16 protein-coding genes are annotated in these 18,762 nt (G+C 72.5%); 13 read left to right on the top strand and 3 right to left on the bottom strand.

The features are described 5' to 3' along the window. Positions 1–13 precede the first annotated feature (13 nt). From tdh to ACFWBN_RS23095, 3 genes are all read left to right on the top strand, one after another. The gene (tdh, locus tag ACFWBN_RS23085; RefSeq protein ID WP_385178779.1) at positions 14–1,042 is read left to right on the top strand and encodes an L-threonine 3-dehydrogenase; all 1,029 of its coding nucleotides are present in this window, start codon (positions 14–16) and stop codon (positions 1,040–1,042) included. A 166-nt stretch (positions 1,043–1,208) separates the two neighbouring features. Continuing rightward, positions 1,209–2,411 carry a glycine C-acetyltransferase gene (locus tag ACFWBN_RS23090; protein ID WP_385178780.1) on the top strand — a complete coding sequence of 401 codons (1,203 nt, stop codon included), beginning with the start codon at positions 1,209–1,211 and terminating at the stop codon, positions 2,409–2,411. A gap of 12 nt (positions 2,412–2,423) precedes the next feature. Then, positions 2,424–3,338, top strand: coding sequence for a LysR substrate-binding domain-containing protein (locus ACFWBN_RS23095; RefSeq protein ID WP_385178781.1), 915 nt, complete (start codon positions 2,424–2,426; stop codon positions 3,336–3,338). An 87-nt stretch (positions 3,339–3,425) separates the two neighbouring features. Here the strand turns inward: ACFWBN_RS23095 and ACFWBN_RS23100 are convergent, their stop codons facing one another. Further along, complete coding sequence (locus tag ACFWBN_RS23100; RefSeq protein WP_385178782.1) at positions 3,426–4,205, bottom strand: DeoR/GlpR family DNA-binding transcription regulator; 780 nt, start codon at positions 4,203–4,205, stop codon at positions 3,426–3,428. Between the two features lie 144 nt (positions 4,206–4,349). Here ACFWBN_RS23100 and ACFWBN_RS23105 point away from each other — a divergent pair, with 144 nt between their 5' ends. The 6 genes from ACFWBN_RS23105 to ACFWBN_RS23130 all read left to right on the top strand — a co-directional run bounded on the left by ACFWBN_RS23105 (position 4,350) and on the right by ACFWBN_RS23130 (position 11,180). After that, positions 4,350–5,252, top strand: coding sequence for an SIS domain-containing protein (locus ACFWBN_RS23105; protein WP_385178783.1), 903 nt, complete (start codon positions 4,350–4,352; stop codon positions 5,250–5,252). Then, positions 5,249–6,085 (top strand): class II fructose-bisphosphate aldolase, encoded by an 837-nt coding sequence (locus ACFWBN_RS23110; protein ID WP_385178784.1) that lies wholly within the window; start codon positions 5,249–5,251, stop codon positions 6,083–6,085. The genes ACFWBN_RS23105 and ACFWBN_RS23110 overlap by 4 nt, the downstream gene beginning before the upstream one ends. A 17-nt stretch (positions 6,086–6,102) precedes the next feature. Next, positions 6,103–6,642 carry a hypothetical protein gene (locus ACFWBN_RS23115; protein ID WP_385178785.1) on the top strand — a complete coding sequence of 180 codons (540 nt, stop codon included), beginning with the start codon at positions 6,103–6,105 and terminating at the stop codon, positions 6,640–6,642. 278 nt (positions 6,643–6,920) lie between these two features. Beyond that, a complete protein-coding gene (locus ACFWBN_RS23120) occupies positions 6,921–8,000 on the top strand; it encodes a hypothetical protein (RefSeq protein ID WP_385178786.1) in 1,080 nt (359 codons plus the stop codon). Between the two features lie 108 nt (positions 8,001–8,108). Continuing rightward, positions 8,109–9,827: an Ig-like domain-containing protein gene (locus ACFWBN_RS23125; protein WP_385178807.1), complete on the top strand. Its 1,719-nt coding sequence runs from the start codon at positions 8,109–8,111 to the stop codon at positions 9,825–9,827. A 162-nt stretch (positions 9,828–9,989) separates the two neighbouring features. Next, positions 9,990–11,180, top strand: a complete 1,191-nt coding sequence (locus ACFWBN_RS23130; RefSeq protein ID WP_385178787.1) for an acyl-CoA dehydrogenase family protein — start codon at positions 9,990–9,992, stop codon at positions 11,178–11,180. Between the two features lie 57 nt (positions 11,181–11,237). Here ACFWBN_RS23130 and ACFWBN_RS23135 read toward each other — a convergent pair whose 3' ends face one another. Continuing rightward, positions 11,238–12,296 (bottom strand): DUF1152 domain-containing protein, encoded by a 1,059-nt coding sequence (locus tag ACFWBN_RS23135; RefSeq protein ID WP_385178788.1) that lies wholly within the window; start codon positions 12,294–12,296, stop codon positions 11,238–11,240. Continuing rightward, positions 12,293–13,732 (bottom strand): coproporphyrinogen-III oxidase family protein, encoded by a 1,440-nt coding sequence (locus ACFWBN_RS23140; protein WP_385178789.1) that lies wholly within the window; start codon positions 13,730–13,732, stop codon positions 12,293–12,295. The genes ACFWBN_RS23135 and ACFWBN_RS23140 overlap by 4 nt, the downstream gene beginning before the upstream one ends. A gap of 217 nt (positions 13,733–13,949) precedes the next feature. Here ACFWBN_RS23140 and ACFWBN_RS23145 point away from each other — a divergent pair, with 217 nt between their 5' ends. The 4 genes from ACFWBN_RS23145 to ACFWBN_RS23160 are packed head-to-tail and all read left to right on the top strand — an operon-like array spanning position 13,950 to position 18,725. Then, positions 13,950–15,203, top strand: a complete 1,254-nt coding sequence (locus tag ACFWBN_RS23145; RefSeq protein ID WP_385178790.1) for an ATP-grasp domain-containing protein — start codon at positions 13,950–13,952, stop codon at positions 15,201–15,203. Positions 15,204–15,217: 14 nt separating this feature from the next. Beyond that, positions 15,218–16,459, top strand: a complete 1,242-nt coding sequence (locus ACFWBN_RS23150; RefSeq protein ID WP_385178791.1) for an acetyl-CoA carboxylase biotin carboxylase subunit family protein — start codon at positions 15,218–15,220, stop codon at positions 16,457–16,459. Continuing rightward, a complete protein-coding gene (locus tag ACFWBN_RS23155; protein ID WP_385178792.1) occupies positions 16,456–17,727 on the top strand; it encodes an MFS transporter in 1,272 nt (423 codons plus the stop codon). Before ACFWBN_RS23150 ends, ACFWBN_RS23155 begins: the two co-directional genes overlap by 4 nt. Continuing rightward, positions 17,724–18,725, top strand: a complete 1,002-nt coding sequence (locus ACFWBN_RS23160) for a peptidogalycan biosysnthesis protein (RefSeq protein WP_385178793.1) — start codon at positions 17,724–17,726, stop codon at positions 18,723–18,725. Before ACFWBN_RS23155 ends, ACFWBN_RS23160 begins: the two co-directional genes overlap by 4 nt. The last annotated feature ends 37 nt before the right edge of the window (positions 18,726–18,762 follow it).

The raw sequence follows: 18,762 nt of genomic DNA on the forward strand, positions 1-18,762 counted from the left end.
CTGGAGCCACCCCATGAAGGCACTCGTCAAGCACAAGGCCGAGCCCGGGCTGTGGCTCATGGACGTCCCGGAGCCCGAGTACGGCCCCGGCGATGTGCTGATCAAGGTGCTGCGCACCGGCATCTGCGGAACCGACCTGCACATCCGCGCCTGGGACGGCTGGGCGCAGGGCGCGGTCAAGACCCCGCTCGTCCTCGGCCACGAGTTCGTCGGCGAGGTCGCGGCGCTCGGCGCGGACGTACAGGACATCGAGGTCGGCGCGCTGGTCAGCGGTGAGGGCCACCTGGTGTGCGGCAAGTGCCGCAACTGCCTGGCCGGGCGCCGCCACCTGTGCCGCAGCACGATCGGGCTCGGGGTGGGCCGCGACGGCGCCTTCGCCGAGTACGTGGTCCTGCCCGCGCAGAACGTGTGGGTGCACCGGACCGCCGTGGACCTGGACGTGGCGGCGATCTTCGACCCCTTCGGCAACGCCGTGCACACGGCGCTGTCCTTCCCGCTCGTCGGCGAGGACGTACTGATCACCGGCGCCGGCCCGATCGGGATCATGGCGGCGGCCGTGGCCCGGCACGCCGGCGCGCGCAACGTGGTCATCACCGACGTCAGCCCCGAGCGCCTCGAGATCGCCCGAAAGGCGGGCGCCACCCTCGCGGTGAACGTCGCCGAGACCTCCATCGCCGACGCCCAGGCGCAGCTCGGCCTGCGCGAGGGCTTCGACATCGGCCTGGAGATGTCCGGCCGCGCCGAGGCCATGCGCGACATGATCGACAACATGACGCACGGCGGCCGGATCGCCATGCTGGGCCTGCCGGCGCAGGAGTTCCCGGTGGACTGGGCCAAGGTCGTCACCTCGATGATCACCATCAAGGGCATCTACGGCCGCGAGATGTTCGAGACCTGGTACGCGATGACCGTGCTGCTGGAGGGCGGGCTCGACCTGTCCCCGGTCATCACCGGCCGCTACTCGCACCGCGACTTCCAGGCCGCCTTCGACGAGGCGTCCACCGCCCGCAGCGGCAAGATCATCCTGGACTGGACCGCGTAACAGCGCGTTCGGTCTCCATGGATTCCGATTGGTTCCGATGAGTTCCGATCGATCCTGACGGATCACCACAGACCATCTCCCTCGGCCGGGCCCTGCACACCCTCCCCCCTCCGCGGGGCCCGGCCCCCTTCGTTCGCCTCCCTCCGCCGCATTGGAGAGCCCCACCATGTTCGAGTCCGTACGCGAGGACCTGCGCACCACCCTCGACGAGATCCGCGCCGCCGGCCTGCACAAGCCCGAGCGCGTGATCGGCACCCCGCAGAACGCGGCCGTCGCCGTCACCGGGGGCGGCCAGGCCGGTGAGGTGCTCAACTTCTGCGCCAACAACTACCTGGGGCTCGCCGACCACCCCGAGGTCGTCGCCGCCGCGAAGGACGCGCTCGACCGCTGGGGCTACGGCATGGCCTCCGTCCGCTTCATCTGCGGTACGCAGGAGGTGCACAAGGAGCTGGAGGCGCGGCTGTCGGCGTTCCTCGGCCAGGAGGACACGATCCTCTACTCCTCCTGCTTCGACGCCAACGGCGGTGTCTTCGAGACCCTGCTCGGCGCCGAGGACGCGGTCATCTCCGACGCCCTCAACCACGCCTCGATCATCGACGGCATCCGGCTGTCGAAGGCCCGCCGCTACCGGTACGCCAACCGCGACCTCGCGGAGCTGGAGATGCGCCTCAAGGAGTCGCAGGACGCCCGCCGCCGCCTGATCGTGACCGACGGCGTCTTCTCCATGGACGGCTACGTCGCCCCGCTCGCGGAGATCTGCGACCTCGCGGAGCGCTACGACGCCATGGTCATGGTCGACGACTCGCACGCCGTCGGCTTCGTCGGCCCCGGCGGCCGAGGCACCCCCGAGCTGCACGGGGTCATGGACCGCGTCGACATCATCACCGGCACCCTGGGCAAGGCGCTCGGCGGCGCCTCCGGAGGCTACGTCGCCGCGCGCGCCGAGATCGTGGAGCTGCTGCGCCAGCGCTCGCGCCCGTACCTGTTCTCCAACTCGCTCGCCCCGGTCATCGCGGCGGCCTCGCTGAAGGTGCTCGACCTGCTGGAGTCGGCCGGCGACCTGCGCGAGCAGCTCGCCGCCAACACCGCGCTCTTCCGTACGAAGATGACCGAGGCCGGCTTCGAGATCCTGCCCGGCGACCACGCCATCGCCCCCGTGATGATCGGCGACGCGGCGAAGGCGGCCCGGATGGCCGAGCTGCTCCTGGAGCGCGGGGTCTACGTGATCGGCTTCTCCTACCCGGTGGTCCCGATGGGCGCGGCGCGCATCCGCGTGCAGCTCTCGGCGGCCCACTCCACGGCCGACGTGGAGCGCGCGGTGGCGGCCTTCGTCGACGCCCGCGAGGCGCTTTCCGCTGCTCAGGGCTGACATCATGGAGGGGTGATCGACCCCCGCCGGCTGCGCATCCTGCGGGCCGTGGCGGACCACCGTACGGTGACCGCCGCGGCCGCAGCCCTGTACCTGACCCCCTCCGCCGTCTCCCAGCAGCTCGCGGCGCTGGAACAGGAGACGGGCCATGCCCTGCTCACGCGGAGCGGGCGGGGCGTACGGCTCACGGCGGCCGGTGAGATCCTGCTCGGCCACGCCCACGAGGTGCTGGCGCAGCTGGAGCGGGCGGAGGCGGAACTCGCGGCCTACGCGGGGGGCTCGGCCGGTGACGTCACGGTGGCCGCCTTCGCGACCGGTATCGCGGAGGTACTGGCTCCGGCGATCGCCCGGCTCGCGCTCGACCACCCGGGGATCAGGCTGCGGGTGCGGGACGCGGAGGGCGACCAGAGCCTGCCGCTGCTGCTCGACGGCGAGGCGGACGTGGCGCTGGCGGTCGAGTACCGGGGCGGCCCGGGGGCCGACGACGCCAGGCTGTCGGTCCTCCCGCTGTACGCGGAGCCCTTCGACGCGGTGCTGCCCTCGGGGCACCCGCTGGCCGACCTGCCCGCGGTGTCGCTTGCGGACCTCTCCGATGCGGACTGGGTGGGCCAGTATCCCGGCAACCCGTGCCATGACGTGACCCTGCTCGCCTGTGAACTGGCGGGCTTCCAGCCGCGGTTCGTGCATTCGTCTGATGACTTCCGCGCGGTGACGGCGCTGGTGGGCGCGGGGGCCGGGGTGGCCCTCGTACCGCGTTCGGCGCTGCGCGGCATGGACCTCAAGGAGGTCCAGGTCAGGCCGGTGAGCGGGCCTGCCGCCACGCGCCGCGTGTTCGCGGCCACGCGACGCGGGGGTGAGACGCACCCGCTGATCGCGCCGGTGCTGGCGGCGCTGGTGCGGGAGTCGGAGAGGCTGCCGGTGTACTGAGCGCTTCGCCCGGTTCGGCGTCCAGCGGGGTTCCGTGGCTGGAGGCGGGTGCCTACGGCGGGCAGCGGCCGGCAGGGGAGGCGGTGGCTACACCCGCAGTACCTCGACGCCCGCCGATTCGAACTCGCGCGCCACTTCGACGGCCAGGCCCGTGTCCGTGACCAGGACGTCCACCGAGTCCGTCGCGCAGATGCGGGCGAAGGCGCGGACGCCCAGCTTGCTGGAGTCGGCCGCGATCACCACCCGGCGGGCCCGTTCGCACAGCAGGCGGTTGACCGAGGCCTCGTCCTCGTGGCGGGTTGCCGCGCCGTCCGCCGGGTCGAAGCCGTCCACGCCGACGACCGCCGTGTCCACCGCCAGTTGGCCGAGCACCTGTTCGGCCAGCGGGCCCGTGAGCTCGTAGGACTGGGGGCGGGCCACCCCGCCCGTCAGCACGATCTTGAACTGCGGCCGGATCACCAGCTCGCCCGCGATGTTGAGGGCGTTGGTGACCACGGTCAGGGCCGGGGAGCCCGTGGCCAGGTCCGGGCGGCCGGCCAGGGCACGCGCCACCTCGGTGGTGGTGGTGCCGCCCGTCAGGCCGATCACCTCGCCCGGCGTGATCAGGCGCGCCACCGCCTCGCTGATGCGGCCCTTCTCGGCGGCGCGGCGCGAGGTGCGGTAGCGCAGGGGGAGTTCGTACGAGACCCCGTGGAGCACCGCCCCGCCGCGCGTGCGGACCAGCAGCTGCTGCTCGGCGAGCTGGTCGAGGTCGCGCCGGATGGTCGCGGCGGACACGCCGAGGGACTCGGCGGCCGGCTCCACCTCCAGCTCGCCCCGCTGCACCAGCAGATCCAGCAGCGTCTGCCATCGCTCCTTGCGGGTCATCGGCCGCCCCCTTTCGCTCACCTTCGGTCTACCCGCAGACAGTAACTCAGGCGATCATGTCGTGGTTGCTTGAAGTTGCGCGAAAGGTGGGACTATCTTGCAAGAAAATGCATTCAGAGCCGCCTGTCGCACGAGGGAGCCTGTATGAGTCACGTCGCGTACGAGTTGGGCACGCAACCCGCATGCTGGGAGCGGGCCGCCGAACTGGCCCCGGCCCGGCGGGCGGTGCTGCCGCAGCCGGGGGAGCGTACCGCGATCGTCGGGTGCGGGACCTCGTACTACATGGCCCAGGCGGCCGCCGTGTTGCGGGAGGAGGCGGGCCAGGGGGAGACCGACGCCTTCCCCGCCTCGGAGTTCCCGCGCCACCGCCGCTACGACCGGGTCGTCGCGCTGACCCGGTCCGGGACCACCACCGAGGTGCTGGATCTGCTGGGCGCGCTGCGGGACGCGGGCGTGCCCACCACCGCGGTCATCGGTGATCCGGCGACCCCGGTGATGACCCTCGCCGACGAGGTGGTCGTCCTCGACTTCGCCGACGAGCAGTCCGTCGTCCAGACCCGCTTCGCCACCACCGCCCTGACCCTGCTGCGCGCCCACGCCGGGCTGCACACCGCGGGCGTGGTCGCCGACGCCCGCACGGCGCTGGCCGAGCCGCTGCCCGCCGAGCTGGAGAGCCGCGGGCAGTTCACCTTCCTCGGGCGTGGGTGGAGCGTCGGCCTCGCCCACGAGGCCGGGCTGAAGATGCGCGAGGCCTCCCTGTCCTGGGCCGAGTCCTATCCGGCGATGGAGTACCGGCACGGGCCCATCAGCGTCTCCGGGCCCGGCACCGTCACCTGGTCGCTCGACGCGGCGCCCGACGGGCTCGCCGAACAGGTGCGGGCCACCGGCGCCCAGTGGGTGGCCGGGCGGCTCGACCCGCTCGCCGAACTGGTCCGGGTCCACCGCCTCGCCCTCGCCGTCGCCGCCCACCAGGGGCTGGATCCGGACGCGCCCCGCCACCTCACCCGCTCGGTGATCCTCACCACCGGAGAAGAGGCGGTCCGATGAGCCTGGTTCCCGCGGGGACGCTCGTGCGGGACGCGGCCGCCGCGGGCCGCGCCATCGCCGCCTTCAACATCATTACGCTCGAGCACGCCGAAGCGGTCGTCGCCGGAGCGGAGGCGGCGGGGCTGCCCGTCATCCTCCAGCTGAGTGAGAACGCCGTGAAGTTCCGCGGCGGCCGGCTGCTGCCGATCTCCCGGGCCGCCGTTGCCTGCGCCGAGGCCGCCGCGGTCCCCGTCGGCCTGCACCTCGACCACGTCAAGAGCTCCGAGCTGCTCCGCCAGGCCGGCGACGCGGGATACGGCTCGGTGATGTACGACGCCGCGCACCTGCCGTATGCCGAGAACCTGGAGGCGACCCGCTCCGCCGCCGACTGGGCGCACGTCAACGGGCTCTGGATCGAGGCCGAGCTGGGCGAGGTCGGCGGCAAGAACGGGGCCGCCCCGCTGGACCCGCACGCGCCCGGCGCCCGTACCGACCCCGACGAGGCGCGCCGGTTCGTGGCCGACTCCGGGGTCGACGCGCTGGCCGTGGCCATCGGCAGCAGCCACGCCATGACCAGCCGCACCGCCGCCCTGGACCACGCGCTGCTGGCCCGGCTGGCCAAGACGGTGGACGTACCCCTCGTCCTGCACGGCTCCTCGGGCCTGCCCGACAGCGAGCTCGCGGCCGCCGTCGCGGGCGGCATCCGCAAGGTCAACATCGGCACCGCGCTGAACGTGGCCATGACCGAGGCCATCCGCACCCACCTCACCGCGGCCGACCCCAGGCCCTACCTGACGGCCGCCCGCACGGCGATGGCGGCGACGGCCGCCGCTATGATCGGCGCCTTGAACTGACGGGCCCAGGGGGGACGATGGAAGCGCAGCGCGGCGGCATCGACCGGCGCAGGCTCCTCGCTGTGCTCGGCGGCTCCGCGCTGCTGCTGACCGGGGTAATGGCCGGCGGTTACGCCCTGCGGTCCGAGGATCCGCCGCTGCCTCCGGAGCGGGTCCGCACCGACATCGAGCCGCTGCGCGCCCGGTTCGCCACGGTCGGCGAGATGTCGGACGCGCACTGGCTCGGCTACGGCATCAACAAGGGCGCCTACGACGAACGCTCGATCCCGGGCCCGGAATCCCGGATCCGCGTCGTCGGTCTGGCGCGTCTGCCGCAAGGGAGAGCAGCGGAGGCGATAGGCCGTCCCCGGCAGGTCCCCTTCTCCGTCGGCGCCCCGTCGGACATCCCGGGCCCGCTACGGAAGTTCCTCCCGAACGGCGCCGTCTGGCAGAGCAGCCCGGAGCACGACCTGGAGGTCAACGGCGCCCCGACGGACGCCGATCACGTGGAAGGCCGCTACTTCCTCGACGCGGCACGCGACCTGGTCTGGTTCGACGCCCTCTTCCTCTACGCCTGACGGCTCCCGTCCCGGCCCCGGCGCGCGGATCCGGTCACCGGCGAGGCCGGCTTCGGCGGCCTGGGCGCGGCTTCGCCTGCCCGCGCCGCCCGGGACCACATCAAGGTCCTGATCAGGCCGGGCCTGAAAGGTCAACAGTAGACCTACCCACAGGTACGCATTTGCTAGGCAAACTTGAGATTCTCCCCTTACTTGCAGTCTTATCTGACTGCTACATTCCGCAAGCGCCATCCGCACCATGGCGCGCCCGGGATGCACCTCCGAAAGGGAGAACATCGATGAGGAAGTTCCTTCTGCGGCGCCCCGTCGCGGGGAAGGCGCTGGTCGTGGGCGCCCTGCTGGCCATGGCCACGCCGGGCACCGCCTACGCCAACACCGTCGCCGTGACCGTGAAGGCCCCCGGCGCCACCTCCGGACCCGCCACCACCTTCTCCGAGATATCGACCAACGCCCACTGCAGCAGCGGTCTGATATCCGGCGGCGGCATCAACCAGGCCATCGGCACCGGCGCCTCGTCGAACGGCAACAAGATCAACGGCAGCTCGCCGAGCCCCGACGGCAGCACCGAGTACACCGGATCAACCGGTGTCGTCGGCACCGACGTGACGTACTGGCTCGGCATCGGCGGCAGCGGCGGCGCGGTCAACGCCTCCTTCTCCAGCACCCCGTACGCGATGTGCTTCAGCAGTAACCTGATCAACCACACCCAGGTGGTGATGAACAAGGTCGCCGGACCCACCACCAGCTCGACGGCGGGCCTCGTCACCGCGACCTGCCCGGCCAACACCCGGCTGCTCGGCGGCGGGGCGCGCATCACCCCGGCCGTCGTCGGCAGCCTCAAGCCGATCGCCGGCTTCCCCACCTTCAACGACTCCGCCCACGCGTACGGCCAGAAGGCCGCGGCCGACGGTGAGACCAACCCCGACTCCTGGAGCGCCGTGGGCTGGAACGGTGGCGGCGGCGACAGCGGCAACACCACGTACGCCTACGCCATCTGCAGCGGCAACAACATCAACATCAGCGGTACGACCGTCAAGGTCCGCTTCAGCGAGGTCAGCGGCCCCACCTCCGCCACCAGCGGCGCGACCGTGACCGTCGGCTGCGGCCAGAACGACGGCAAGCTGGTCAGCGGCGGCGCCGCGATCAGCGGAGGCAGCGTCACGACCACGAACTTCAGCGGGCCGGGCTCCCCGGGCGACCACCTCAACGGCAGCTACCCCAGCGACTCCGGGGGCAGCCCGGTCGCGGACGGGACCACCACGGCCTCGTACTGGTCGGCCTTCACCCACACCGGGGGAGGCAGCTCGCCGAACACCTACTCCGACGCCTGGGCGCTCTGCGCCAACGACGGCGTCTGAGCCACCCGTACCCGTAGGACGGTCGCCGCAGCCATGGCCACGGTCGTGGCCGGCTGCGGCCCCGCACGTCTCGTCTCCCAAGTACCGTCGTCTGGAACCCCCTTGAGCATGTACCGATCGAAGATCCTGAAGGCGGCCGGTGCGGCCGGCCTGGTGGCCGCCGCGATGGCGCCCCTCCCCGCGACGGCCGATCCGGCGACCCCGGCCGCCGTCGCTCCCTGCGGCACGGGCGGCGTTTTCACCGCCTCGACGCCCACCTGCACCTACTCCGATGTCGGTACGGACACCTTCACCGTCCCGGCGGGGGTGACCGAGGTGACGGTCGATCTCTTCGGCGCCGAGGGCGGCAGCGCCGCCGGCTTCGTCGCCCCTGCTCCCCCGAACACGGGAGCCCCCGGCGGGCTGGGCGGCCAGACCCGCGCGAACCTGGCCCTCACGCCGGGCCAGAACCTCCAGATCACCGTCGGCGGAGTCGGCAGCTCCGGCACCTCCCGGCACGGCGAGTACGCCCGCCCCGGCGGCACCGGCCACGGCTCCGGCGGTGGCGGAGCCCACGGCGGCGGCGGTTCCGGGGGCGGCGCCACCGACCTGCGTACGGGCGCCTTCGGCGGGACCGACCGGGTCCTGGTGGCCGGCGGCGGCGGTGGCGCGGGCAACGGCGGACCGCTGCTGCGCGGGGGCCACGGCGGCGGGCTCGTCGCGGAGCCCGGTGGCCAGGGCGGCGGCCCGGAGGGCTCCGGCCTCGCGGGCGGCGGCGGAACCCAGTCCGCCCACGGCGCGGGCGGACCCCGCAACAACTCCGTCGGCGCTCCGGGGGCCCCGGGCAGCGACATCGACTCGTGGGGCAGCAAGCCCAACCCCGGGAGCGGTGGTTCCGGTGGCAACGGCGGCATGGGCGGCAACGGCGGCGGTGGCGGTGGCGGCGGCTGGTTCGCCGGCGGCGGCGGCTCCGGCGGCGGCAGGCCCGGCAACTTCTACGGGGCCGGCGGCGGCGGGGGCAGCAGCTTCGCGGCGCCGACCGCCACCGGCGCGATGCTCGCCCAGGGCGTCAACCGCGGCAACGGCAAGGCGGTCGTCTCCTTCCGCTACGGGGCCTCGGTGGCCGTGGCCGCGGACACGGCCACCCCGCTGTTCGGGCGGCCCGTCACCCTCACCGCGACCGTGGCTCCGGCGAACCCGGACGCCGGTACCCCCGGCGGGGAGGTCACCTTCTTCGACGGGACGACCCCGCTGGCCACCGCGCCGCTCCAGGACGGCCGGGCGAGCATCCGTACCGGCACGCTCCAGCCCACCGCCCACCCGATCACCGCGCGCTACAGCGGTGACCCGGCCTTCACGCCGGCCGCGACGGCGGCGCCCACCGACATCGCCGTGGGATTCAGCCGCCCCTGCCTCACCACGGCGCACGTCGGCCCGCTGACCGTGGCCTCCGGCGAGGCGGTCTGCATCGGTGCCGGCGGCAGCCAGACGGGCCCGGTCAGCGTGCGGCCCGGCGGGGCGCTCGCCGTGTCGGACGCCACGGTCACCGGCCCGCTGTCGGCGACGGGCGCCCTCGCCCTCACCGTCTGCCGATCGGGCCTCACCGGCCCGGTCACCGTCGAGAAGGGCACCGGCCAGGTGCTCATCGGCTCGGACCGCGAGTCGGCGGCCTGCGGCGGCAACACCTTCCGGGGTCCGGTGACCGTCGACGCCAACACCGGCGGCGCCGAGCTGTCGGCCAACACGGTGACCGGCCCGCTGCGCTGCAACGGCAACGAGCCGGTGTTCCACCAGGCGGGCAACACCGTGACGGGTCCCCGATCCGGCCAGTGCCGCCAGGACGGATAGCGCAAGCCGTCCACCGAAGGGGGCGGGCAGCGCCCGCCCCCTTCCGGGGTCGGTCCCGGTCCTTCCGGGGTCGGTCCAGGCCCTTCCGGATTCTTGCAACAGGTTCTACTCTGACCGCCGCCACACAGCGACCGGCTGGACCGCGAGACTCCCGGAGGGGCCGTGCACCTCGAATACACGCCTGAGCAGCAGCAGTTGCGCACCGAGCTGCGCGCCTACTTCGCCGAGCTGGTGCCTGAGGACGTCCACGCCCGCTACGAGGACCCGGCCGCCCAGAAGCGCTACTACCGGGAGACGATCCGCCGCCTCGGCGCCGACGGCTGGCTCGGCGTCGGCTGGCCCAAGGAGTACGGCGGGCGCGGCATGTCGCCGATGGACCAGTTCATCTTCTTCGACGAGGCCGCGCAGGCCGTCGTACCGCTGCCCCTGATGGCGCTCAACACCGTGGGGCCGACCCTCATGCAGTTCGGCACCGACGAGCAGAAGGCGTACTTCCTGCCCAAGATCCTCGCCGGCGAGATCGACTTCGCCATCGGCTACAGCGAGCCCGACGCCGGCACCGACCTCGCCGCCCTCAAGTGCAAGGCCGTGCGCGAGGGCGACGAGGAGACGGGCACCTACGTCGTCAACGGCCAGAAGATCTGGACCACCAACGGCGACACCGCCGACTGGGTCTGGCTCGCCGTCCGCACCGACCCGGACGCCCCCGCGCACAAGGGCATCACCATGCTCCTCGTGCCGACCGCCGACCCCGGCTACTCCTGCACCCTCATCAACACCCTCGCCTCCCACGACACCACCGCCAGCTACTACGAGAACATCCGCGTCCCGGCGAGCCGCCGCGTCGGCCAGGAGAACAAGGGCTGGCGCCTGATCACCAACCAGCTCAACCACGAGCGGGTCACCCTCGCCGCCCACGGCACGATGGCCATCCGCGCCCTGCACGACGTCCAGCGCTGGGCCGCCGAGACCAAGCTCGCCGACGGGCGCCGCGTCATCGACCTCACCTGGGTCCGCGGCCGCCTCGCCCGCACCCACGCCCGGCTCGACGCGATGAAGCTGCTCAACTGGCAGATGGTCAACGCCGTCCAGTCCGGCACCCTCACCCCGCAGGACGCCTCCGCCGTCAAGGTCTACGGCTCCGAGGCCCGCAGGGACGCGTACGCCTGGCTCATGGAGATCGTCGGCGCGGCCGGCTCCCTGAAGGACGGCTCCGCGGGCGCGGTCCTGCACGGAGAACTCGAACGCGGCTACCGCAGCGCCGTCATCTTCACCTTCGGCGGCGGCAACAACGAGATCCAGCGCGAGATCATCTCCTGGATCGGCCTCGGCATGCCCCGCGTCCGGAGGTAGCGCCCCGGGCGGGGCCCGGCACACACGGTGGGTGTGCCGGGCCCTTCGGCGTGCGGTTCAGGTGATCCTGAGCAGTGGGGTGTCGGTGTCGAGGAGGTCCCGGAGGGCCGGGATGTCCGTCCAGGTGAGGCCGAGGGTGCGGGCGGCGTACCGGAGGGTGAGGTGGTCGGCTCCTTCGGCCGCTTCGCGGAGGGTCTTCACGACCCCGTCCTGGCTGAGGAAGGCGGTCCCGCCGGCGGGCGGGTCCTGCCGGGCCGCCGGGGTGCGTTCGGGGTCCAGCCCGTGAATGCCGGTGAGCCGGTGGGAGAGGTCGGCCGCCGCCTGCAGGGTTGCCGGGCGCTCGTCGAGGAGGGCTTGTGCGACCGGGTTGTGGCCGATGGCTTCCTCGAGCGGCAGGTGGTACAGCCGTGGCGAGACCTCGGTGAGGCGGAGGGTGTGGTGGGCGGTGCGGACGGTGCCGCGGGCGCCGTGGATGGCGGCCGCCCACAGTGCTGAGGCTTCGGAGGGGTGCCAGGCCAGCGCGCCGGCGGCTGCCGAGGCCGCGGCCGGGCTCGGGGTGAGGGAGTGGTGTCCGGTGAGGCGTTCGAGGAGGACCTGTTCGCCGATCTCCCCGTCGAGGCCGGGGCCTGCGATGTGGACGGTGGTGGGGATGCCGGTGAGGTGGCAGACGGCGAGGGTGAAGGCATCCCCGAACGGGCTGCACAGGGTGGGCTCGTTGCCATGGGTGAGGATGTCGCCGCCGATGTCGACGACGCGGATCCGGCCGCCCGCGGCCCGGGCCGTGGCGGCGACCTGTTGCGCCAGGGAGGAGAGCCCCCGGGCGGGGTCGAGCAGCAGCAGCCGAGCCGGCAGATCCCCGGCCAGGCCGGGCATGGTGGATCCGGCCGGGAGGCGGGCGCGGCTGGCGGGCGTGAACGCCGCGGCGCCCCCGGCCTCGCGGGCGAGCCCGGCGAAGTCCCGTTCCCCGAGGGGCCCGGGGGTGGGGTCGACTTCGGGGCGTTCCCATGCGTAGGTGGCGATCAGCGGCGGGGCCGGGTCGGGGGTGATCGTGCGGGCGGCGATGAGGGTGCCGATGGGGTCTCCTCCGCCGCCCGCCGCTACGTACAGGTCGCTCACGCGGCTCCCCCGCGCAGGTCGACGCCCGTGATGCGTACGGGCGTTGCTCCCATGTTCTGCCGGGCACGGCTGTTCGCCGCGTGGAGGTCTTCGTAGTACTCGCGGTCGAGGCCCTTGACGTGCTCGGAGTAGAACATCCAGGAGAGGACGTCGCGGTACTTGAAGCCCTTGGGGGTGAGCTGGACGCGGCGGCCGATGCGGTGGACGAGCCCGTTGGACTCGGCCGCGTCGAGGACGGGTTCGAACTCGGCGGCGTGCTTCTGGTAGCCGAAGCGGTCGAGTTCCGTGAGGTCGAGGTCGAAGGAGTCGAGGACGAGGCGCTTGCGGACGATCTCCTCGCCGGTCAGTTCGATGCCGGTGACGGGGGCGATCTCGTGGGCCCTGGCCTTGGTGATGTAGTCGGCGACCTCGGCCGTAGAGGGCTTGACGCTGCCGGTCATGTAGTCGAGCACGCTGGTGTAGGAGCGGGCGCCGACGCCGAGGCCGAGCAGGGGGACGCCGTGGAAGGTGAGGACCTTCTGGGCGTAGCCGCCGCGGCCGGGCTTCTTGTAGCGGACGGAGCCTTCCTGGACGTAGCCGTGGTCGAGGAAGACCCGGCGGGCGTAGTCGTAGCGGTCGTACAGCTCGGGCTGCCACATGTACTGGTAGGCGCCGGTCTTGGAGAACCAGGCGTCCGGCCGCACCGTGAGGAAGTAGGTGCTGATGGTGGTGGGCCGGAGGGCGGCCAGCTCGTTCACGCTGTGGCGCCAGGTTTCGGGGGTCTGTCCGGCGAAGCCCATGATCAGGTCGGTGGACAGGTCCGGCAGGCCGAGTTCGTGCGCGGTGTGGATGGCGCGGCGGATGACGCCCTCGTCTTCGCCGCCGCGGCCGGCTTCGCGGATCTCGCGGGGGACGAGGGACTGGATGCCGACGTTGGCGCGGGTGAGGCCCATGTCGATCAGGGCCTTGAACTCGGCGGGTGCGTCGGCGATGGAGGACGGGGTGGCTTCGACGGCGACTTCCTCGACGGTGGAGCGCCAGTTGGGGTAGATGCCTCCGATCGTGGTGAAGATCTGCTCGAAGTGGCGGGGCTTGAGCAGGGCGGGGGTGCCGCCGCCGATGTAGATCGTGCGCAGGCGGCGGGCCTGGATGATCTCGGCGTGATCCCGGATCTGGGTACACAGCGCGTCGGTGTAGGCGTCGAAGACGTCCTCGTCCGTGCTGATGATCGTGTAGAGGTTGCAGAAGCCGCATTTGCGGTCGCAGAAGGGGACGTGCAGGTAGAGGTTGAGTTCGGGGACCTGGTAGTTGGCGAGGTCCAACGCCCACACGTCGGGGATGGTCCACTTGCCCTCCGGGAGGGGGCGGTAGGTGGAGCGCGGCGGGTACGAGTACTGGTAGGGCGGGATGACGCCCTGGTCGATGTGGTCGGCTAGCTGCTGGCGCAGGCTGGTCACGGTGCTCGTTCCCCGTTCGGGTCGCGGGTGCGGTTTACCTGGCGTGACGATCCGACCATGGGACGCTCGTGCGACTCCATCGGGTGTGCGCACCAAATGCCGTGCGACTACTGACCAGTTGACTGGACTTTGCTCTAAAAGCTCATGCTGTGAGGCAAGTTGTTTTCGTTTGTCAGGCCCATAGCCGCTTCCCGCACCCCGCGGCTTTGCTGGTCGAATGACAATCGGTGCGGGCCCGCGCGGCCCGGGAGTGCTGGTGATCGAGCCGATGGGGAACGCGGGACGCTTCCTCGTCGAGGCCGCGGGCCGCCTGGGGTTGCCCCTCTACGCGGCCACCCGCAAGGACATCCACGACGGCTACCCGGACCGGCTGCGATCGGCCCTCGCGGGGGTGTGCGCGACGGACCTCACGGATACCCCGAGGGCCCTGGCGGACATGGAAGCCTTCTGCCGGCAGCACGCCATCGCGGGTATCGCCGCCTGCTTCGAGCTGTTCACCCCGCTCGCCGCACAGCTCGCTCAGCGGGTCGGCCTGCCCGGCAACGACCCCCTGCTCGCACGGGCGGCCAGGAACAAGATCCTGATGGGTGAGGCGTTCGCCGCGGCCGGGATCCCGGCCCCCCGCTGGACGGTGGTGCACGACGGGGCCGAGGCGCACCGGGCGGCCCGGTCGCGCGGGCTGGGTTGGCCGCTGGTGGTGAAGCCCGCCGAACAGGGCGGCTCGTGGGGCGTGTCCGTGGTGGACGGCCCGGATCGGCTCGCCTCCGCGGTCGGCGCGGCCCGGCAGTACACGTACGCCCACCCGCACGGCCTGAAGCTCGACGCGCGGGCTCTGGTGCAGGAGTACATCCCCGGGGCGGAGTACTCCTGTGAAACGGTGGTCGCGGACGGGGTGGCCTACCCTCTGCCGGTCGTCAGGAAGGACACCACCGAGGGCCGGTACCGGATCGAGACCGGGCACACCTGCCCCTCCGGTTTGTCCGCGCCGCTCGCCAGGCGGGTGCAGCACACCGCGGCGCGGGCGGCGCTCGCCGTCGGCGTGCGCAACGGGATCGCGCACACGGAGCTGAAGATCCCCCCGGGCACGGCGACCCCGTACGTGATCGAGACCGGCGCCCGCCTGCCGGGGGACAACCTGTGCGAGATCATCGAGGCCGCGACGGGCGTGAACGAGGCCGTCGCCTACCTCCAGGCCGTTCTCGGCCGGGTCCCCGACACCGTCGCCTCTGCCACGGACGCGGCGACGATCCGGTTCCTGCTGCCCGAGCACGGCGGGGTGCTGCGGCAGGTGTTCATCCCGCAAACCCCCGGTACGCACAGTGAGTTGCATCTTCGGCCCGGGGACACGGTCCCGGAGCCGGCGGACTCGGCCTGCCGGATCGGGCACGTGGTGGCCCGCGCGGAAACGGTGGAGCAAGCACGCGGCCTCGCGGATCAGGTGGCCGCCCGGTCCCGAGTGGAAGTGGGCTGAAACAGGTGCGGAAGATGGCGTTCTTGCGGTCGGTCGGCATCCGGCGCGCCGACCCGTACATCCAGCAGGCCGTCCGCGGGCTCGCGGCCGACGGGATCGAGGCCGGGCTGTTCCACACCAGCGGCAGCGCCGGTGACGACGACTTCCCCGGATACCGGGAACGGCTCGACCGGGAGGTGACGCCGCGGGAGCTCGCGGACGCGGTCGCCGCCTGGGGGGCGGACGCGGCGGTGTCGATCTCGCTGCCGTGCGAGAACGCGGTGCGTGACGCCGCGGCCAAGGCCTTCCTGGACGCCGCCGGCATCCCGACGGTCATGACACCGCTCGCGTCGACGATGCTGCTGGTGGACAAGTGGGAGACCAAACAGCTCTGCAAACAGGCCGGGTTGAAGGTGCCGGACGGGTTCCGCGCCGACTCCGATCTGCTGGCGGAGCGGGGCCTGCCGGTGCCCGGATACCGGGACGCGCTGCGCGTGCAAGCCGAACGGATCGGCTATCCGCTGATGTCCAAGCCCGTGTGGGACTCGACCAGCATGGGCATCCGGACCCTGCGCTCACCCGCCGATCTGGACGCCTACCTCGCGTCCCCGCCGGAGGTCTCGGCCGTGGTGGAACAGGTCGTCGAAGGCGACCTGTGCAGCGTGGACATCGTGGGGCGGCCCGGCTCCTACCGGGTCCTGCCGTTGTGCTGGACCGGACGCGCCGGGACGGAGCCGGTGTTCACCTTCGCCGACCTGCGCTGGTGCGGGCCCCGTGCGGAAGCGGACGCCGCGTTCGTCGACGTGGCCCGCACCCTGGTCACCCTGTGCGGGAACCTGGGGGTGTACGGGTCGGTCAACGTCGACATGGTCTACACCGGCGGCCGGTTCGTGGTCCTGGAGATCAACCCGCGCATCGGCGGCGCCACCACCCTGTCCTGCGCCGCGTCGGGCACGAACACGTTCACCTCCCTCGCCCGCATGGCCCGGGGCATCCCGCCGGCCGGCGGCATGGTGCAACGGGCCGGGTGGGCGATCGAATTCCTCGCCGAGGACCGCATCCCCCCGGCTGTGGTGGCCGGGCTGCGGGAGCGCGTCACGGTGGTCACCGCGCACGAACTGGTCATCGACGGCGCCTCCCACGGGGACATCGTCGTGGTCACCCTCGCCGAAGGCGAGGAGGGCAAGACCGTGCGGGCCCTGACGGAACTGCACCAGGCGACCGGCTTCCCCGCGGCCGAGGTCATGGGCAAGATCAGTTCCCTGCTGAGCCCGTGAGCGCGGCCACGGACACCCGCCGCCGCCCCCGCACCGCGGACCGCCTCGGCCTGCCCGTGCTGCGGGGACACGGCCTCTTCATCACCGGCAACCTGATCGACTCCGTCGGCAACGGCATGCTCCTGCCGCTGGGACTCCTCTACTTCACCGACGTACGGGGTCTGCCCCTGGCACAGGTGGGCGTGGCGATGACGGTGGGGCAGGCCATCGCGCTGCCGGTCACGTTCCTCGCCGGACGCCTCATGGACCGGGTGGGGCCCAAACGGGTCGTGGTGTGGGCGAACATCCTCTCCGCCGCCGGGTTCACCCTGTTCCTGTTCGCCGGCGAGCCGTGGCACGTCGTCGGCGTGCACGTGCTCGTGCAGGCCGGGATCAACATGTACTTCACCGCGCAGCGCACCCTGATCACGCACGTCACCGCACCCGAGGAGCGCCGGTCGTGGTTCGCGTTCACCGGCTCGCTGCGCAACATCGGCCTCGCCGCCGGGTCCGCCGGCGCGGCGGGGGCCCTGACGGTGTTCGGGAAGGGCTCGCTGTGGTGGATGATCGCGGTCGATGCCGCGACGTACCTGCTGGCCGCGGCCTGCTTCGCCGCCCTCAGCACCACTCCACCGGCACCTGACGAAGCGCCGCCGACCGCGCTGGTGACCCGGGCGGACCATGCGCGCCGCTACCTGCTGCTCGTCGCCGTGAACATCCCCTACGTCCTCGCCCAGGCCGCCCTCGCCGTGCTCGTCGCCCTCTACACCACCCGCGCCCTGGGGCTTCCCGCGTCGGCGGCGAGCGTGCTGTTCGTCATCAACACCGTGATCGTCTCCGGGTGTTCGACGGTCGTCACCGTGCACGTGGCGCCCAAGGCGCCCCGCCGCGCCGTGGCGGCCGGATACCTGGTCATGGCCGTGGGGATGACGGCGTTCGCGCTGCCGGCGCTGCCCGCGCTGCCTGGGTCGCCCTCCCTCGCCTTCACCGCCTGGGCGGCCCTCGTCGTCGCGATCGCGCTGTTCAGCGTGGCGGAGATCCTCCTCGGCCCGGCGTTGAGCGAACTGTCCGTCAGCCTCACCCCCGAGGCGGCCGGGGGCTTCACACAGGGCCTGTACCAGTTCTCCTGGGCGATCGGCATGGTCGCGGCTCCCGCCCTGTTCACCCTGCTGCTGGAAGCCGGGCCCCTCCTGCCGTGGGGCGTCGAAGCCGCCGCCTGCCTGATCGCCGTGTTCGCCGCTCCCGCCCTGAAGGCACCCAACCGCCACCGCCGAAGGAAACCGCGTTGATCACGAGCATCGTCGAATCCATCCACGCCGTACCCGCTGCCGAGTGGGAGCACCTCGCCCGGCCTGCCGGCCTCTACCTCTCCCACCGGTGGCTCGCCGGCGAAGAAGAAGAACCCACCGCCACCTGCGCCTACGCACTCGTACGGGGCCACACGGGCAACCTGCTCGCCGCCGCACCCCTCTACCTGGTGCGGGACGAACCGAACGACTCCTACCGGCCCGACACCGTGCTGCCCCCACATCTGCGGCCCCGCGTGATCGCCGGTGCGCGGCGCGGCTACCACAACACCCCGCTCACCGCCCCCAGCCTCGAAGCCGAACAGCGAGACGCCTGCCTCACCCTCCTGCGAGACGCCGCACGCCGGTTGGCCGACCGCAACGACACGACGCACTGGTGGCCCTACCTCACCACCCCGGCCGCCACCCTGCTCGCCCGCTCCTACCCCGAACGCCCCCTCCACCTGGAGGACGACGCGCTCATCGCGCTGCCCGGCGCGGGCATCGACGACTACATCGCCTCCCTGCCCTCGCAGCGCCGCGTCGGCATACGCCGCGAGCGCCGCGCCTTCGCCGCCGCCGCCCTCGACGTGCGCCACCAGGCCCTTTCCGACTGCTTCGAGGACGCCGGGGTCCTGCTCGCCGGACACCAGCAGGACCACGGGCACGACCGGGACGGCACCGACGCGATGACCGGGCTGCTGAAGCGGCAGGCGGCGGCGATGGGCAGCGAAGCGCGCGTGGTGGCCGCCTACGACCGGCAGCGGATGATCGGGTTCTGCCTGTACTACCACTACGGGGCCACGACGTGGATCCGTGCGGTCGCCGTCGACCGGCGGCACCCGGCGCCCCACCTGTACTTCAACCTCATGTACTACCTGCCCGCCGAAGACGCCTATGCCCACGGCGCGACCCGCCTGCACGCCGGCATGACGACGATCGAGGCCAAGCGGCGCCGCGGCGCCGCGGTATCCGGCCTGTACGCGCTGGTCGACCGGTAGCCGGATCCAAGGCCGCCCCGGGACCCCGGGCCTTGAC

Origin of the sequence: Streptomyces sp. NPDC059989 (assembly GCF_042736975.1) — a bacterium.
Taxonomy (GTDB): Bacteria; Actinomycetota; Actinomycetes; order Streptomycetales; family Streptomycetaceae; genus Streptomyces.

Coding starts and splice junctions, on each gene's coding strand:
- ACFWBN_RS23145 (WP_385178790.1), top strand. CDS start 13,950: ATGACAATCGGTGCGGGCCCGCGCGGCCCGGGAGTGCTGGTGATCGAG.
- ACFWBN_RS23105 (WP_385178783.1), top strand. CDS start 4,350: ATGAGTCACGTCGCGTACGAGTTGGGCACGCAACCCGCATGCTGGGAG.
- ACFWBN_RS23150 (WP_385178791.1), top strand. CDS start 15,218: ATGGCGTTCTTGCGGTCGGTCGGCATCCGGCGCGCCGACCCGTACATC.
- ACFWBN_RS23125 (WP_385178807.1), top strand. CDS start 8,109: ATGTACCGATCGAAGATCCTGAAGGCGGCCGGTGCGGCCGGCCTGGTG.
- ACFWBN_RS23120 (WP_385178786.1), top strand. CDS start 6,921: ATGAGGAAGTTCCTTCTGCGGCGCCCCGTCGCGGGGAAGGCGCTGGTC.
- ACFWBN_RS23110 (WP_385178784.1), top strand. CDS start 5,249: ATGAGCCTGGTTCCCGCGGGGACGCTCGTGCGGGACGCGGCCGCCGCG.
- ACFWBN_RS23115 (WP_385178785.1), top strand. CDS start 6,103: ATGGAAGCGCAGCGCGGCGGCATCGACCGGCGCAGGCTCCTCGCTGTG.
- ACFWBN_RS23100 (WP_385178782.1), bottom strand. CDS start 4,205: ATGACCCGCAAGGAGCGATGGCAGACGCTGCTGGATCTGCTGGTGCAG.
- ACFWBN_RS23090 (WP_385178780.1), top strand. CDS start 1,209: ATGTTCGAGTCCGTACGCGAGGACCTGCGCACCACCCTCGACGAGATC.
- tdh (WP_385178779.1), top strand. CDS start 14: ATGAAGGCACTCGTCAAGCACAAGGCCGAGCCCGGGCTGTGGCTCATG.